Source organism: Providencia sp. (genome assembly GCF_003533305.1).
Taxonomy (GTDB): domain Bacteria; phylum Pseudomonadota; class Gammaproteobacteria; order Enterobacterales; family Enterobacteriaceae; genus Providencia.
Map to the genome: position 1 here is coordinate 171353 of NZ_DOEH01000013.1, position 16809 is coordinate 188161.

Consider the following 16809-nt stretch of genomic DNA (forward strand, 5'->3'; position numbering starts at 1 on the left):
CATCATTTCATGATGTCTATACACGAAATAATTCAAGATGCGTGTAGGCACCATCTAATGATAACACCCCTACAACTCGAAGTATGACGGGTATATGAAATAAATGCATACAAGCTCTCATAATAGGGTAGGACTTTGGATTTACAACGCGTTTCGGAGTCCATTACTTGCCACTTCGAAAACACCGGATACACGACATGTCGACGAATAAAAAGTTATATATTAAAACTTGGGGTTGCCAGATGAATGAGTATGACTCATCCAAAATGGTTTCTTTATTAGAAAATACCCACGGATATCAGTTAACTGATATTCCAGAAGAAGCTGACCTTTTGTTGCTAAACACCTGCTCTATCCGTGAAAAAGCGCAGGAAAAAGTTTTTCATCAATTAGGCCGCTGGAAGTTTTTCAAAGATAAAAACCCCGATATTATTATCGGTGTTGGCGGCTGTGTCGCATCACAAGAAGGTGATTTTATTCGCCAACGTGCGCCCAGTGTAGATATCGTCTTTGGCCCACAGACACTTCACCGCTTACCTGAAATGATTAATCAAGTTCAAGGTACTCGTAGTCCTGTTATTGATATCAGTTTCCCTGAAATTGAAAAATTCGACAATCTACCTGAACCTAAAGCAGATGGCCCAACCGCCTACGTTTCCATTATGGAAGGCTGCAATAAATACTGCACATTCTGCGTTGTTCCTTACACTCGTGGTGAAGAAGTCAGCCGTCCTTGTGATGATATTTTGTTTGAAATTGCACAATTAGCAGCGCAAGGCGTACGCGAAGTCAATTTATTAGGTCAAAATGTTAACGCCTATCGTGGTGCTACTTTTGACGGTGAAATTTGCTCATTTGCAGAATTACTACGTCTCGTTGCCGCTATCGATGGTATTGACCGTGTCCGCTTTATGACAAGCCATCCGATTGAATTTACAGACGATATTATTGAAGTTTACCGAGACACACCAGAACTTGTCAGCTATTTACACCTTCCAGTGCAAAGTGGCTCAGACCGTATTTTAACGATGATGAAACGGGCACATACCGCGCTAGAATTTAAAGCCATCATTCGTAAATTACGTGAAGCACGCCCAGGTATTCTGATTAGTTCTGACTTCATTGTTGGCTTCCCCGGCGAAACCACTGAAGATTTTGAAAAAACCATGAAACTGATTGCAGACGTTAATTTCGACATGAGTTTCAGCTTTGTTTACTCACCTCGCCCGGGTACGCCAGCAGCTGACTTACCTGATGACGTCAGCGAAGAAGAGAAAAAACAGCGTTTACACCTGCTACAACTTCGCATTAATCAGCAAGCCTTGAGCTTTAGCCGTACAATGCTAGGTTCTGTTCAACGTGTTTTAGTTGAAGGAATTTCACGTAAAAATGTAATGGAAATCTCAGGTCGTACCGAGAACAGCCGTGTCGTGAATTTTGAAGGCACACCGGATATGATAGGTAAATTCGTCGATGTAGAGATTGTCGATGCCTTTGCTAACTCCCTACGCGGTAAAATTATCCGCACAGAAGATGAGATGGATTTACGCTCTCAAGAATCTCCGGCGTCTGTTATCGCACGTACCCGTAAAGAAGATGAGCTTGGTGTAAGTAACTACCAGCCTTAACGATAGGATACTCAGTGACCAATCAAAAAACGTTGCAAATCGCAACACAAGAAATTTTTTTAGAGCCCGCAGATAATCAACGTTTAATGAGCCTTTGCGGGCCATTTGACGATAATATCAAGCAGCTTGAACGTCGCCTCGCAATCGAAATTAATCGCCGTGATAATCGTTTCAAATTATCAGGTAAGCCGCTTAATATCCAAGCTGCGAGCAAGATTTTGCGTCAACTTTATGTTGATACCGCGCCCGTTCGTGGTGTGACACCAAACATTACCACTGAAAATATTCATTTAGCGGTAGTCGACAGCCGAGTGCTAGAGCAATCTGCCGATAGCGTTCCTGATTATGGTAAAGCAGTCAACATTAAGACCAAACGTGGTGTCATCAAGCCACGCACTCCAAATCAGGCGCAGTATATTGCTAATATTTTGGATCACGATATTACTTTCGGTATTGGTCCTGCGGGGACGGGTAAAACCTACCTTGCAGTTGCCGCAGCAGTCGATGCTTTAGAACGTCAGGAAGTACGTCGTATTATGCTAACCCGTCCAGCGGTTGAAGCAGGTGAGAAACTCGGGTTTCTACCCGGTGATTTAAGCCAAAAGGTGGACCCTTATTTGCGCCCACTTTACGATGCGCTGTTTGAAATGCTTGGTTTTGAAAAAGTTGAAAAGCTCATCGAGCGCAATGTTATCGAAGTGGCGCCATTAGCTTATATGCGTGGTCGTACGCTCAATGATGCATTTATTATTTTAGATGAGAGCCAAAATACCACCATCGAACAGATGAAAATGTTTTTAACCCGCATTGGTTTTAACTCAAAAGCGGTTGTTACTGGTGATATTACACAAGTCGATTTACCTCGTGGCAGTAAATCAGGTCTAAAACACGCGATAGAAGTGCTATCCGATGTGGATGACCTCAGTTTTAATTTCTTCCATAGTGAAGATGTTGTGCGCCATCCAGTGGTAGCTAAAGTTGTAATTGCCTATGAAGCATGGGAAGAACAAGACAATAAACGCCGTCAACAGCTAAGAGAAGAAAAAGAACAAAGAGAATTTGAAAGGCAGGAAACTAACTAAATGAGCAACGTTATTCTTGATTTACAAATAGCTTGTGAAGATGCGGAAGGTTTACCTTCCGTAGCCTTGTTTCAACATTGGCTAGAAGCTGTTTTGCCTAAATTTCAAGCAGAAAGTGAAGTTACGATCCGCATAGTTGATGAAGCAGAAAGTCATCATTTGAATCTGACATATCGAGGTATGGATAAGCCCACAAATGTGCTTTCATTTCCTTTTGAAGCACCACCTGAAATCGAGCTATCTTTATTAGGTGATTTAATTATTTGTCGTCAGGTCGTTGAAAAAGAAGCGATGGAACAACAAAAAACTGCCGAAGAGCATTGGGCTCATATGGTAGTACATGGTTGTTTGCATTTACTTGGCTATGACCATATTGAAGATGATGAAGCAGAAGAAATGGAAACATTAGAAACTGAAATTCTCGCTGAACTAGGCTATGCCGACCCCTATCTTGCAGAAAAAGAATGATCTAACTATAATTTTTCAAGAACTGCTTTAAAAATAAAGCATTTTTTTACAAAAAACTGACTGGATTTCTCATGATAAACAGTCAGTTTTATGCTAAAAAGTATATATAAACTATTTTATTAACTAACCGATATTCTAAGTACTTCAATAATATATCTAAGCGCAGCAAAAACGCTGAGGTAGCCAATAACGCTGAGAGTAGCCAACAACGCTACAGTTTGAAGTATGACGAGTATAAACTGAGGAATAAGAAATTAACCGCCATGAGCGACGATAACTCTTCGAGTAACGATAACCCTGGCCCTAAGAAAGGGTTCTTTGCACTTTTAAATCACCTTTTCCACGGTGAACCTAAAAATCGTGATGACTTAGTCGAATTCATTCGCGACTCTGAACAAAACGATTTAATCGATCCTGATACCCGAGAAATGCTTGAAGGTGTGATGGATATTGCGGATCAACGCGTACGCGACATCATGATCCCGCGCTCCCAAATTGTTACCTTAAAACGTAATCAAACACTTGATGAGTGCCTTGATGTCATTATCGATTCCGCACACTCACGCTTTCCGGTGATCAGTGAAGATAAAGATCATATTGAAGGGCTATTGATGGCAAAAGATTTACTGCCATTTATGCGTACAGATGCCGAACCTTTCAGTATTGATAAAGTGTTACGTCAAGCGGTTGTTGTACCTGAAAGTAAACGAGTAGACCGTCTACTCAAAGAATTTCGCTCCCAACGCTACCACATGGCTATCGTTATTGATGAGTTTGGTGGCGTGTCTGGCTTAGTCACCATCGAAGATATTCTTGAATTAATCGTGGGTGAAATTGAAGATGAATATGATGACCAAGGTGACGTCGATGTACGTCAATTAAGCCAACATTCATATTCAGTTCGCGCCTTAACGCAAATTGAAGACTTTAATGATATTTTTGGCACTAATTTTAGTGATGATGAGGTTGATACTGTTGGTGGTTTGGTGATGCAAGCATTCGGACATTTACCTTCTCGAGGTGAAAGCATCACGATCGGCAATTATCAGTTTAAAGTCGCCATGGCTGACAGTCGTCGAATTCTCCTATTGCATGTGAAAATTCCTGACGATGCCCCAATTCCTACTTTGGAAGAAGAACAGGCTTAATGAACTTACCGTCAATCTATCAAAGCCAGTGGTTACGACTGCTTCTGGCTTTATTATTCGGGGCCAGTGGAACACTGGCTTTTTCGCCTTTTGATCTCTGGCCTGCTGCGCTTCTGTCCATTTTATTTCTCCAACTATTAACGTTACAAAGAAATGCGAAGCAATCTTTTGCTATCGCATTTGCGTGGGGATTTGGTTTATTCGGTAGTGGTGTTAATTGGGTTTACGTCAGTATCGCTGACTTTGGTGGCATGCCTGAAGCCGTCAATATATTTATCGTTATCTTACTGGCGGCATACTTAGCTTTATATCCGGGGCTATTTGGTGCATTACTTGCTCGCTTATCACCAAACCCAAATATCTGGCGATTTGCCTTTGCTGCCCCCGCACTTTGGCAATTAACTGAATTTTTACGTGGTTGGGTTCTCACCGGTTTTCCTTGGTTACAATTTGGTTATAGTCAAATCGATGGACCGATGAAAAGTTTGGCACCGATATTTGGTGTTGAAATGATGACTTTACTGTTATTTAGCATCAGTGGACTTTTGGCTCTCGCCATTGTTCGTAAGAAGTTTATCGCGCTCGCGGCAGCCACAGTAATCTTATTTGCGCCGCTACTTCTTAAAAATGTTCAATGGTTCACCCCACTTGAATCAAACAAAATGCAAGTTGCATTAGTGCAAGGCAATATACCCCAATCAATGAAGTGGGAAGCCGGATTCTTGCAGCAGACCAAAGATACCTATATGGCACTTTCTAGGCCTTATATTGGTAAAGCGTCGTTAATTATTTGGCCTGAATCGGCAGTACCTTCTGTCGAATTAGATAATCAAGTTTGGTTAAAATCTCTTGATAAGCTGCTACTCGAATCGAATACTCAATTAATTACTGGGATCGTCGATGCTAGGCCTATTGATGGTGAGTATGAATTTTATAACACTATCATTGTACTTGGTGATAAGAAACCGTATCTCTATCCGTCTAAAAATCGCTATAACAAACATCACCTAGTCCCTTTTGGTGAGTTTGTACCATTAGAGGATATTTTAAGACCAATTGCGCCTTTCTTTAACTTGCCAATGTCAGGTTTTAGTCGCGGTGATTATGAGCAAGCTCAGCTAGCCGTTGGTAATATTCATCTGACAGCCGCAATTTGTTATGAAATTATTTTGGGTTCCCAAGTTAGAGATAACTTTAAACCCGACACCGATTACTTACTGACAATTTCGAATGATGCGTGGTTTGGACAATCAATCGGTCCATGGCAGCACTTTCAAATGGCGAGAATGCGCTCTCTAGAACTTGGTCGTCCATTATTACGTTCAACGAATAATGGCATAACCGCAGTAGTTCGTGCTGATGGTACCATTCAAGATATGCTGCCACAGTTTAAAGCCGCCACACTTGCCACTGAAATTACACCAACAACGGGGCTAACCCCTTATGCACGTTGGAGTAACTATCCTATGTGGGGAGTAGTTGTTATTTTTGGTATTATTGGTTTTGCATTTAATCGACGCCAAAAACGTTAGTATAGAATTGATTTAATTGATAATTGGTTAGATAAAATTAAAGCCTAAATTAGCATTATAGAATTACCCCCAATAATTAATTATCCAACTATTGGGGGTAATTCATTGAGTTGATGCAAAAAGGTCTCCAACCATAAGATTGCTCACCTTTTTATTTTAGAATGATGCAATCCACATGCGAGCTCTAAGTCCTAATGAGCTTGTCCAACCTGATGTAAAACTCACTAGCTCACCGTTATCGATAATCATAAATGTCGGTGTTGCACTCACTCCAACAATATTAGCAAGCTGTCCATTGATGTCATTAATAACGGGGAATACTAAATCCTTTTTTTCCATTCCAGCCAATAATCGTGAAGTTTCCCCCGAACGAATAGCAATAGAAATAACGGGGACTCCTGATTTAGCTAAATCGGAAACCGTCGGCGAGGTAATTTTACAAATCCCACACCACGTTGCCCAAAAATAAACCAAAATAGGTTTTTCTTTACTCAGTTCAGCCAACGAAACCGTTTCACCACTCGCTAATGTTTGCGATTCCAATAATGCAGGGGCTAGGCTTTGCGGTTTACGCCAAAGATCCATCACTGTAAAAACAACAAATAAAATAATTGCTAAAACAATGAGTTCTTTAGACCACTTTTTTAGTCTAGTCATCATAATAATTAACCATTAATAAATTAAATTATTCAAATCATAGATACACTAAAGCCAAACATCTCAAAAAATGAATGTTTGAATATTGTACTAATATTTGAAATACAACGAAGCTCCAACCCTCTAAGATTTATCCTCTAAATAGTTCGAGTTATAAGGTTCTTTAAAAATTTGAGTTGTAGAATTCTCTAAAATTTATCCTCGAAATAGTTCGAGTGGTAGGTAGGCGGCAAGTGAAACTAAGCCCTAAGAGCATACATAAGTATGTGACTAGGGTTAGTTAAGCGCAGCCAACACCCCTACCGCTCGAAATATGAAGAGGATTCAATTCTCTAAATAGTTCGAGTGGTAGGTAGGCGGCAAGTAAAACTAAGCCCTGGGAGCATACATAAGTATGTGACTAGGGTTAGTTAAACGCAACCAACACCCCTACCGCTCGAAATATGAAGAGGATTTATTTGAGCTTAGCCAGCTGCTCCTTAACTATGCTCTCAAACTGCTGAGCATCAATCGCTCCGGGGATCAACTCATCGCCCACCAATGTTGCTGGCGTTCCGTTTACACCTAGTTTCTCTGCTAACATCATATTACTGCGAATGCCTTCACGACTCTTATCACTAGCTTTGAGGTTTTCATTACCTGTAGCTTTGAGCGCTTCTTTGATATTTGCATCCGTTAGCATGCCTTGTTTTTGCATAAACTTATGATGCAGTGCTTCAAACGCTTTTGGATTTTCTTGCCATAGGGTCATTACTAGTTGAGAGGACTCTAAAGAAGTTTGTCCTTTGAATGGCAAATATTTGATGACCACTGCAACATCTGGATTCTTTTCCACCAGCTCAATTAATTGTGGATCAAAGCGCTTACAGAATGGACAGTTAAAATCAGTAAAGTTAACAAGAACAAGCTTTGCATCCTTTGATCCAATTCGTGGACTTGTTGGATCATTAAATAACGCATTGTGCTCTTCTTTGAGCGTTGTTTTCATTTGAGCTTGTTGCTTTTCACCTTGCTTAGCTTGTAACGCTGCTATTGCTTCCTCGAGGATCTCTGGATTTTCAACTAAGGTATCACGAACCAATTTACGAACTTGTGCTTCTTGATCTGCCGTTAATGGAGCCGCATGCGCGGTTGCACCTAGCATTAGCGATGAGAATAGAACAGCTAAAATTGTTTTTTTCATTTTTCGGCTCCTTTGGCCTCTTTCATAATTGATAATAATGATTCACGATCAAGTATCGTTGACAGTATTTTTCCCTCTGTCAAATTAGGGCCATAAATTTGATTAAATGGAACCGCGACTTGCCCACGCTTTTGTAAAAATGCAGTAATTTCAGGTGATGGTTTAGTCCAATCACCTCTTAATGCAACAATGTCGGGCGCACTCAATGCTTGCTGAACTTCATCTCTTAGCAATACATTATATTTATTTGCCTTACAGGTTACGCACCAATCAGCAGTAACATCAATAAATACACGCTTATTGTCAGACAACGCTTGCACAATCGCTTGCTCAGTTAATGGCTGCCAGTTAACACTGTCTTTAACCATAGACTGACTTCCACTTTTTTGCTCAAGGACCATCCAGCTAAAACCACTCGCAAGCAATGCAAATACAATGAACGGAAGGATAGCTTTACGTAATCCATTATTTTTTGCGATAAATATGATTAATAAAACTAAAAAGGCAATCGCAATAACAAGTGTATAAGTTGCACCAAAATGAGGAATTAGTAAGCTTATTAACCATAAACTTGATATCAACATCATCATACCAAGTACAGCGCGTAGCTTACTCATCCAAGCACCAGGCTTTGGTAACAGTTTTGCAATAGCAGGAAAAGCAGCTATCAATAACCAAGGTAAACTCATCCCTAACCCGAGAGCGGTAAATATTAGCCATAGCTCACTCATTGGTGCCGCAAGTGCGAACGCTACCGCCGTTCCCAAAAAAGGTGCTGAGCACGGTGTTGCCAGTAAGGTCGCAAAAACGCCTTGCCAGAAATGCCCACTATTGCCATGACCACCCGCGGTAGCTAAACGCGTATTCGTCTTACTTCCGAGATTAATTTCAAATAAGCCAAATAGATTTGCGGTAAAGAGTGCAGTAACTAACACCATAAATCCAATAAACCACGGGTTTTGAAATTGAATTCCCCAACCAACCGCTTGTTGACCGACTCTCAATAACGTCATTAACAGAGCAAGTAACCAAAAAGAAACAAGAATTCCGGATGAAGATAATAAGAATTGACGACGAATCGTTTTTTGCTCACCTTGAGGCACCATCAAGACAGAACCAAGTTTCATGGCGAGAACAGGTAAAACGCAAGGCATCAGGTTTAAAATAAGCCCACCGAGTATTGCAAATACGATTATCTGCCACAGTGGAATAGATGTCCCACCCTCTGATATACCTGAGCCAGTATAAGGTGTAACTTTGGCGGTAATTTGTTGAGAAACATCACCATCAGTGACAACAAAAGAGATATCTTTACCGATTAAATTAGGCGATTCACCACCCCAATCATCACTCACTTCTATTGATGCGATTAAACTATTTCCTGATATTTTGATTTTGGGTACGCCAAGCGCTGCCCCTTCAATAACATCAGTGAAAATATTGGGTTTTCCCCACTCAGCATCAGTACTCTTTTGTAATTCAACAATTAACTTATTGCCCGAAAACCCAGCTAACACTTGTTCAACAAGGCCACTGGTTGGCGGTACGCCACCTTTGGCTTGATTGAAAGCCCAAGTAAAATCAGCAGAGACGGGTTCGGTTAAATCGAGTTCAAATGGATAGTCGGTCAAAATACAGACATTACTGCAAGTCGACAGTGTTAAAATGCCTGACAACTTGTCGAGCTTTTCGTCACTGGTGACGGTAATGGGAAAGACGATATCGCCCATGTAGCCTTGTGTTGATACACCAGCAACATCAAAGCGTCCCGGTGCTGGCCATTGCCAATCTACCGAGCTAACAGGTGATGTCCACTTAATTTCAGGTGCAACGCCCCCTTCTCCCGGTGAGCGCCAATAGGTCTTCCAACCCTCTTCTAACTTTACATCCAATAATATGTCAATCTTGCCATTTTCTTGTGTCGAGCTTAGCAAGCGAACGTCCACATGCCTTGGGCTATTCTCGGTCATCCAACCTGTATTTGCAGGTTGTAACCAGCCCGTATCGGCAGCGTGTAAGCCACTCGAAAAAATAGCAAATAAAATAAATAACGTATTAATCAAAAAACGCATGTTTCCTCCAGAATAAATGATACCACCCAATTAAAAATCGTGGTTTTTTAATTCCGAAGATTACAAAACTGTAAGTGGCGCCGGACTCTGGGAGGGGCATGTTTCTCTTCACGATTTGCTCTATGTATAAATAGGTTAGTGCAAAAAATAGCTAATGCAGCCAAAGAAAGAAACACAAAGAAAAAAGGTTCAATGACCGCAGGTATCAATGTCATTAATGATTTAGCGCTGAGCTCACAGGTTGAAAGATTTGAGTCACTTTGACTTTGTTGTTCAGTATAGGAAAAAGAAGATTCAGCAGTCGATGACATTTGCACAACAGGCGTTGTTACAAAAAAATGGGCGAACAGACGTTCTCCGACGGCTCGTTGATTCATGCAAACCAATACCATCAGACAGGCGAGTAATACTAATCCATTGCCTAATTTAAAATGTCTGTTCATGCGTTTTTTCTATTTACTTTCCTGAAATTACAATCATTCGTTGCTTTTTATTTCAAATCATCAATCTATGCAAGTTACTTATCTATAAGCTAAATACAGGCTACATCTTACACAGCAAAACACCATGCACAAGTGGCATCATCTAACTTTACAAATACGCCTTATTTTTATTTAGTTTTATTCCTATCTTTATCTAAATTTAGGCACAGTAATTGCAACATGAACATTAGAAAACAAAAAGTGAGGATAATTTGCACTTTGTCAGTGCATGACTATCAATTTAAGGCACTTACTCACCATATTAGTGCAGTAATTCAAAAACTGCCCAAATAATATGCGAGATGGCTCCCGAATTTGAAACAATTCATTTTCATTATTTAACAAATTTAATTACTTTTTAACAATAATAAAACATATAGCCGATGACTGCAGTATTTATAAATCTGCGAAACATCAGCAAACACAACATAGCAAAGCCAAAATAATTCAAATTGCGGCCCCAAAGGCTACAAATTGAAATATAACAGTTATACACCGATGTTCTAAAGGAGCAGTAATTATGCGTATAAGTAAGCTTGTATTATCAATGATGATTTTGGGTGCTACCTGCGCAGTTCAAGCAGACGAATTAAACGGTACTTTGAAAAAAATTAAAGACAATGGCGTGATTGTTGTTGGTCATCGTGAGTCATCAGTTCCGTTCTCTTACTACGATAACAGCCAAAAAGTTGTCGGTTATTCACAGGATTACTCAAACGAAATCGTTGATGCTGTGAAAAAGAAACTCAACATGCCTGACTTAGACGTCAAACTTATTCCTATTACCTCACAAAATCGAATTCCTTTGCTTCAAAATGGAACTTTTGACTTCGAGTGTGGCTCAACCACAAACAACTTAGAGAGACAAAAACAAGCCGCATTCTCTAATACCATATTTGTAGTAGGTACTCGCTTACTAACAAAAAATGACTCTGGTGTTAAAGACTTTGCTGATTTAGCTGGAAAAAATGTAGTTGTTACCTCAGGAACCACTTCTGAAATTCTGCTTAATCAACTCAACGATGAAAAGAACATGAAAATGCGCATTATCAGTGCGAAAGATCATGGCGATTCATTCCGTACTTTAGAATCAGGTCGTGCTGTTGCATTTATGATGGATGACGCACTTCTTGCCGGTGAGCGCGCTAAAGCGAAAAAAACTGAAATGTGGGAAATTGTAGGCAAACCGCAAACAGAAGAAGCTTATGGCTGTATGTTGCGTAAAGACGACCCGCAATTCAAAGCGCTTATCGATGAAACTATTGCAAAAGCTCAAACATCAGGTACAGCAGAAAAATCCTTTGACCGTTGGTTTAACCAACCAATTCCACCTAAAAATCTTAATTTGAAATTTACCTTGTCTGATGAAATGAAAGCGCTATTCAAATCACCAAATGACAAAGCATTAAACTAATAAAAAGACAAACAGGGTGTTACTGAAGTAAGAGTTGCAAGGCGGTCGTTCCCGCCTTGCATCCTCTTCACAGTATTCGGGACAATCTAATTGCCCACAGGAAGTGAGATTATGTCTATCGATTGGAATTGGGGGATTTTCCTACAGGAAGCCCCGTTTGGGAATACCACCTACTTAGGGTGGCTAATATCTGGCTTTGAAGTTACTGTTACGCTTTCTATTTGCGCATGGATTATTGCGTTTTTAGTCGGCTCTTTCTTTGGTATTTTACGTACCGTACCTAATCGCTTTTTATCTTTCTTAGGCACCGCCTACGTTGAACTATTCCGTAATGTCCCGTTAATCGTTCAATTCTTTACTTGGTACTTAGTGGTTCCTGAGCTTTTACCAAAATCTATTGGCGATTGGTTTAAGATGGAATTAGACCCGAATTACCAGTTTTTCCTCTCATCGATGCTATGCCTTGGCTTGTTCACCGCTGCTCGAATGACCGAGCAAGTCCGTGCCGCTATTCAATCTCTACCTAGAGGGCAAAAAAGCGCAGCTTTAGCGATGGGGTTAACATTACCTCAAACTTATCGCTATGTATTACTGCCAAATGCCTATCGGGTTATTTTGCCACCTATGACATCTGAAATGCTGAATTTAGTCAAAAACTCAGCCATTGCATCAACAATTGGATTAGTGGATATGGCTGCGCAAGCAGGAAAATTGCTTGATTACTCCGCTCATGCATGGGAATCATTCACTGCAATTACATTAGGTTATGTCGGTATCAACGTTGTCATTATGATTTTAATGACTTTGCTTGAGCGTAAAGTTCGCTTACCTGGCACACTAGGAGGGCGATAAGATGATTTATGATTTTGATTGGAGCTCAATAGCACCAAGTATGCCATTTTTGATTGATGGCTTCATTGTAACTGCCAAAATTACTATAACTGCAATCGTAGTAGGGATTTTATGGGGAACTGTACTTGCAGTAATGAGACTATCTCGTTTTGCCCCTATTCGTTGGTTTGCAGCGCTGTATGTAAACACTTTCCGATCAATCCCTCTTGTCATGGTATTGCTATGGTTTTATTTAATCGTGCCTACCTTATTACAAAATGTTCTAGGCTTATCTCCAAAAAATGATATTCGTTTAATTTCAGCAATGATAGCCTTTTCCCTTTTTGAAGCTGCCTATTACTCCGAAATTATTCGTGCAGGTATTCAAAGTATCTCTAGAGGGCAAGCTTCAGCAGCACTCGCACTTGGTATGACACATATGCAAACCATGAGGCTGATTGTGTTACCTCAGGCATTTAAAGCCATGGTACCGTTACTACTAACTCAAGGCATTGTGTTGTTTCAGGATTCATCACTCGTCTATGTATTGAGTTTGACTGATTTCTTCCGCACCGCTACCAATATAGGTGAGCGTGATGGGACACAGGTAGAGATGGTATTATTTGCGGGTCTGGTGTACTTTATTTTCAGTTTTGGCGCTTCCATGTTAGTGAATTATCTTAAGAAAAGGACTGTTTCATGATAACCCTGAAAAATGTATCCAAATGGTATGGCCAATTTCAGGTGCTCACTGATTGCACAACTGAAGTCAAAAAAGGCGAAGTTGTGGTTGTTTGTGGCCCATCTGGTTCTGGTAAATCCACATTAATAAAAACAGTGAATGGTTTAGAACCTATTCAACAGGGTGAAATCTTTGTTAATGACATTCAAGTCAATAGTAAGAAGACTGACCTTGCAAAACTTCGCTCTAAAGTCGGCATGGTGTTCCAACACTTTGAACTTTTTCCGCACCTATCTATTATTGAAAATTTAACACTGGCACAAGTTAAGGTGTTAAATCGAAATAAAAAAGAAGCGGAAGTAAAAGCGTTAAAGCTACTTGAGCGAGTAGGCTTATCAAGCCATGCAAATAAATTCCCTTCACAATTATCCGGTGGTCAGCAGCAACGTGTCGCCATTGCTCGTGCTCTGTGCATGGACCCTATTGCAATGCTATTTGATGAGCCAACTTCGGCACTTGATCCAGAAATGATCAACGAAGTACTCGATGTAATGGTTGAGCTAGCGAATGAAGGAATGACCATGATGGTGGTTACTCACGAAATGGGCTTTGCTAAAAAAGTCGCTAATCGCGTTATCTTTATGGATGAAGGCAAAATTGTTGAAGACAGTAAAAAAGAAGACTTTTTTGCTAATCCAAAAACGGACCGCGCCAAAGATTTCCTTGCTAAAATTTTGCATTAATTAATCTTTAACTATAATTAATTATTATTCATTGTTGTGGTGTTTATTTAAACACCACAACAACATAAAAGCCTATAATATCAATCCGTCCCCCTATCATCTAACATTTATAGTACTGTGTCGTTTAGACCATAAAATGATAAATAGATAATTCAATAATTAAAATATGACAGGCAACGTTGCTTAAGGCTTGTTGTTATTGGGCATGATCCGTTATGCTATAGCGATCTCATTCATAGAAAAGAAATTAACGCTACTTTTGTTGTAGCCTTTACTCGCCATAGGATTATCGGTGCCATGCAAGAACAATATCGTCCAGAAGATATAGAGCCTAAAGTACAGAGTCACTGGGATAAAAAAGAAACATTTAAAGTGACTGAAGACAACAGCAAAGAGAAATACTACTGCCTGTCCATGCTACCTTACCCTTCTGGCCGACTACACATGGGCCATGTGCGTAACTACACCATTGGTGATGTTATCTCTCGCTACCAACGAATGTTAGGCAAAAATGTACTTCAACCTATTGGTTGGGATGCATTTGGCCTGCCTGCTGAAGGCGCCGCAGTTAAAAATAACACGGCACCAGCACCTTGGACTTATGCCAATATCGATTACATGAAAGGCCAACTGAAAATGTTGGGCTTTGGTTATGATTGGAGCCGTGAAGTCACGACTTGTACACCTGAGTATTATCGCTGGGAACAATGGTTCTTTACTAAACTATATGAAAAAGGCTTAGTTTATAAAAAAACCTCAGCGGTTAACTGGTGTCCACACGACCTGACCGTCTTAGCTAATGAACAAGTGGTTGACGGCTGCTGCTGGCGCTGTGATACCCCTGTTGAGCGTAAAGAAATTCCGCAGTGGTTCATTAAAATCACCGATTATGCAGAAGAGCTACTTAACGATCTGGATAAACTGGAAGATTGGCCTGAACAAGTTAAGACGATGCAACGCAACTGGATTGGTCGTTCTGAAGGAACTGACATTACCTTTAATGTTGCTGATCGTGATGAAACTTTAACCGTTTATACCACTCGTCCAGATACCTTTATGGGCGCAACTTATGTTGCTGTTGCCGCAGGCCACCCTCTGGCACAAGAAGGTGCAGCTAACAATCCTGAACTTGCTAAATTTATTGATGAATGCCGTAATACCAAAACTGCCGAAGCAGAAATGGCAACGATGGATAAAAAAGGCATGGCGACTGGTCTTTATGTTATCCACCCATTAACACAAGAAAAACTCCCAATCTGGGTCGCAAACTTTGTCTTAATGGAATACGGCACTGGCGCAGTAATGGCAGTTCCTGCTCACGACCAACGTGACTGGGAATTTGCGCATAAATATAATCTGCCAATTAAAGGCGTTATTGCGGATGCAAATGGCAATGAGCCTGACTTGTCACAAGAAGCAATGACAGAAAAAAATTCCCTGATCAATTCAGGTGAGTTTAGCGGACTAAGCAATGAAGCGGGCTTTAATGCAATTGCCGATAAACTGGTCGCTATTGGTGTTGGCAAACGTAAAGTTAACTATCGCTTACGTGATTGGGGCGTTTCACGTCAACGTTATTGGGGCGCACCAATTCCAATGGCAACATTGGAAGACGGCACTGTCGTTCCAGTTCCAGAAGACCAACTTCCGGTTATTCTGCCTGAAGATGTCACCATGAACGGCATTACTAGCCCAATTAAAGCCGATCCTGAGTGGGCAAAAACCACGATTAACGGACAACCGGCTCTACGTGAAACAGATACCTTTGATACCTTCATGGAATCATCTTGGTACTATGCACGTTATACTTGTCCACAACATCAAGAAGGCATGTTAGATCCTGCGGCTGCAAACTACTGGCTGCCAGTAGATCAGTATATTGGTGGTATCGAACACGCTATCATGCACTTAATGTATTTCCGTTTCTTCCACAAATTAATGCGTGATGCAGGATTAGTTAACTCTGATGAGCCAGCAAAACGCTTACTGTGCCAAGGCATGGTACTTGCGGATGCATTCTACTATACCGGCAGTGATGGTCATCGAGTTTGGATTTCACCGGCAGATGCTATCGTTGAACGTGATGAAAAAAATCGTGTTATTAAGGCAGTAGACAGTGAAGGCCATGAACTGGTTTATACCGGTATGAGCAAAATGTCTAAATCTAAAAACAATGGTATTGACCCACAGTTGATGGTTGAAAAATACGGTGCTGATACTGTTCGCTTATTTATGATGTTCGCAGCCCCACCTGAGTTAACCCTTGAGTGGCAAGAATCGAGCGTTGAAGGTGCAAACCGCTTTGTGCGTCGTGTCTGGCGCCTAGTTCATGAACATTCACAAAAAGGCACAACACAACCTTTAGATATCAGTACATTGACAGCTGAACAAAAAGATTTACGTCGTGACCTACATAAAACTATCGCTAAAGTGACTGACGATGTGGGTCGCCGCTATGCATTTAACACTGCGATTGCTGCTGTCATGGAATTCATGAATAAATTAGTCCGTGCACCTCAAGAAACAGAGCAAGATCGCGCCCTGATCCAAGAATCACTTGAAGCAATTACATTAATGCTATCACCAATTATCCCACACGCTTGTTTCGAAATGTGGCAAGCACTTGGTCATAATGAAGATATTGATTTTGCTCAGTGGCCTATTGCCGATGAAAAAGCCATGATTGATGACACCAAACTGGTTGTTGTCCAAGTTAATGGTAAAGTTCGCGGCCGTATCACTGTCCCTGCAGATGCTAATCAAGATTTCGTTCTTGAAATGGCATCACAAGAGGCCAGTGTTACAAAATACCTCGAAGGCGTTAATATTCGCAAAGTTATTTATGTTCCAGGTAAATTACTGAACTTAGTTGTTGGCTGATAAGGAG

At 40.7% G+C, this 16809-nt stretch carries 14 protein-coding genes; 10 read left to right on the top strand and 4 right to left on the bottom strand.

The window, feature by feature from the left end; genetic code table 11:
- The first annotated feature begins 197 nt into the window (after positions 1–197).
- The 5 genes from miaB (at position 198) to lnt (ending at position 5858) form a co-directional block, all read left to right on the top strand.
- A complete protein-coding gene (gene miaB / locus DD649_RS06870) occupies positions 198–1628 on the top strand; it encodes a tRNA (N6-isopentenyl adenosine(37)-C2)-methylthiotransferase MiaB (RefSeq protein WP_294105005.1) in 1431 nt (476 codons plus the stop codon).
- Between the two features lie 86 nt (positions 1629–1714).
- Positions 1715–2710 (top strand): PhoH family protein, encoded by a 996-nt coding sequence (locus DD649_RS06875; RefSeq protein WP_294105082.1) that lies wholly within the window; start codon positions 1715–1717, stop codon positions 2708–2710.
- Positions 2711–3178, top strand: a complete 468-nt coding sequence (ybeY, locus tag DD649_RS06880; RefSeq protein ID WP_336429680.1) for an rRNA maturation RNase YbeY — start codon at positions 2711–2713, stop codon at positions 3176–3178.
- Between the two features lie 263 nt (positions 3179–3441).
- A complete protein-coding gene (corC, locus tag DD649_RS06885; RefSeq protein WP_294105007.1) occupies positions 3442–4326 on the top strand; it encodes a CNNM family magnesium/cobalt transport protein CorC in 885 nt (294 codons plus the stop codon).
- A complete protein-coding gene (lnt, locus tag DD649_RS06890; protein WP_294105009.1) occupies positions 4326–5858 on the top strand; it encodes an apolipoprotein N-acyltransferase in 1533 nt (510 codons plus the stop codon). The genes corC and lnt overlap by 1 nt, the downstream gene beginning before the upstream one ends.
- Before the next feature lie 156 nt (positions 5859–6014).
- On the opposite strand, the gene DD649_RS06895 is transcribed toward lnt, so the two are convergent.
- The 4 genes from DD649_RS06895 to DD649_RS06910 form a co-directional block, all read right to left on the bottom strand.
- Positions 6015–6515, bottom strand: coding sequence for a protein disulfide oxidoreductase (locus DD649_RS06895; protein ID WP_294105084.1), 501 nt, complete (start codon positions 6513–6515; stop codon positions 6015–6017).
- Between the two features lie 454 nt (positions 6516–6969).
- Positions 6970–7698 (bottom strand): DsbA family protein, encoded by a 729-nt coding sequence (locus DD649_RS06900; protein ID WP_294105010.1) that lies wholly within the window; start codon positions 7696–7698, stop codon positions 6970–6972.
- Positions 7695–9770, bottom strand: coding sequence for a protein-disulfide reductase DsbD domain-containing protein (locus DD649_RS06905; protein WP_336429685.1), 2076 nt, complete (start codon positions 9768–9770; stop codon positions 7695–7697). The genes DD649_RS06900 and DD649_RS06905 overlap by 4 nt, the downstream gene beginning before the upstream one ends.
- 47 nt (positions 9771–9817) lie before the next feature.
- Positions 9818–10213: a metal resistance protein gene (locus tag DD649_RS06910; RefSeq protein WP_294105012.1), complete on the bottom strand. Its 396-nt coding sequence runs from the start codon at positions 10211–10213 to the stop codon at positions 9818–9820.
- A 559-nt stretch (positions 10214–10772) separates the two neighbouring features.
- Between DD649_RS06910 and DD649_RS06915 the strand changes: the two genes are divergently transcribed.
- The 5 genes from DD649_RS06915 to leuS all read left to right on the top strand — a co-directional run bounded on the left by DD649_RS06915 (position 10773) and on the right by leuS (position 16802).
- Positions 10773–11666 (top strand): glutamate/aspartate ABC transporter substrate-binding protein, encoded by an 894-nt coding sequence (locus DD649_RS06915; protein WP_294105013.1) that lies wholly within the window; start codon positions 10773–10775, stop codon positions 11664–11666.
- Positions 11667–11777: 111 nt separating this feature from the next.
- Positions 11778–12518 (top strand): amino acid ABC transporter permease, encoded by a 741-nt coding sequence (locus tag DD649_RS06920; RefSeq protein ID WP_294105014.1) that lies wholly within the window; start codon positions 11778–11780, stop codon positions 12516–12518.
- A gap of 4 nt (positions 12519–12522) precedes the next feature.
- Positions 12523–13200: a glutamate/aspartate ABC transporter permease GltK gene (gltK, locus tag DD649_RS06925; RefSeq protein WP_336429712.1), complete on the top strand. Its 678-nt coding sequence runs from the start codon at positions 12523–12525 to the stop codon at positions 13198–13200.
- Positions 13197–13922 carry an amino acid ABC transporter ATP-binding protein gene (locus DD649_RS06930; protein WP_294105015.1) on the top strand — a complete coding sequence of 242 codons (726 nt, stop codon included), beginning with the start codon at positions 13197–13199 and terminating at the stop codon, positions 13920–13922. Before gltK ends, DD649_RS06930 begins: the two co-directional genes overlap by 4 nt.
- A gap of 297 nt (positions 13923–14219) precedes the next feature.
- Positions 14220–16802 carry a leucine--tRNA ligase gene (gene leuS / locus DD649_RS06935; RefSeq protein ID WP_336429689.1) on the top strand — a complete coding sequence of 861 codons (2583 nt, stop codon included), beginning with the start codon at positions 14220–14222 and terminating at the stop codon, positions 16800–16802.
- Positions 16803–16809: the final 7 nt, after the last annotated feature.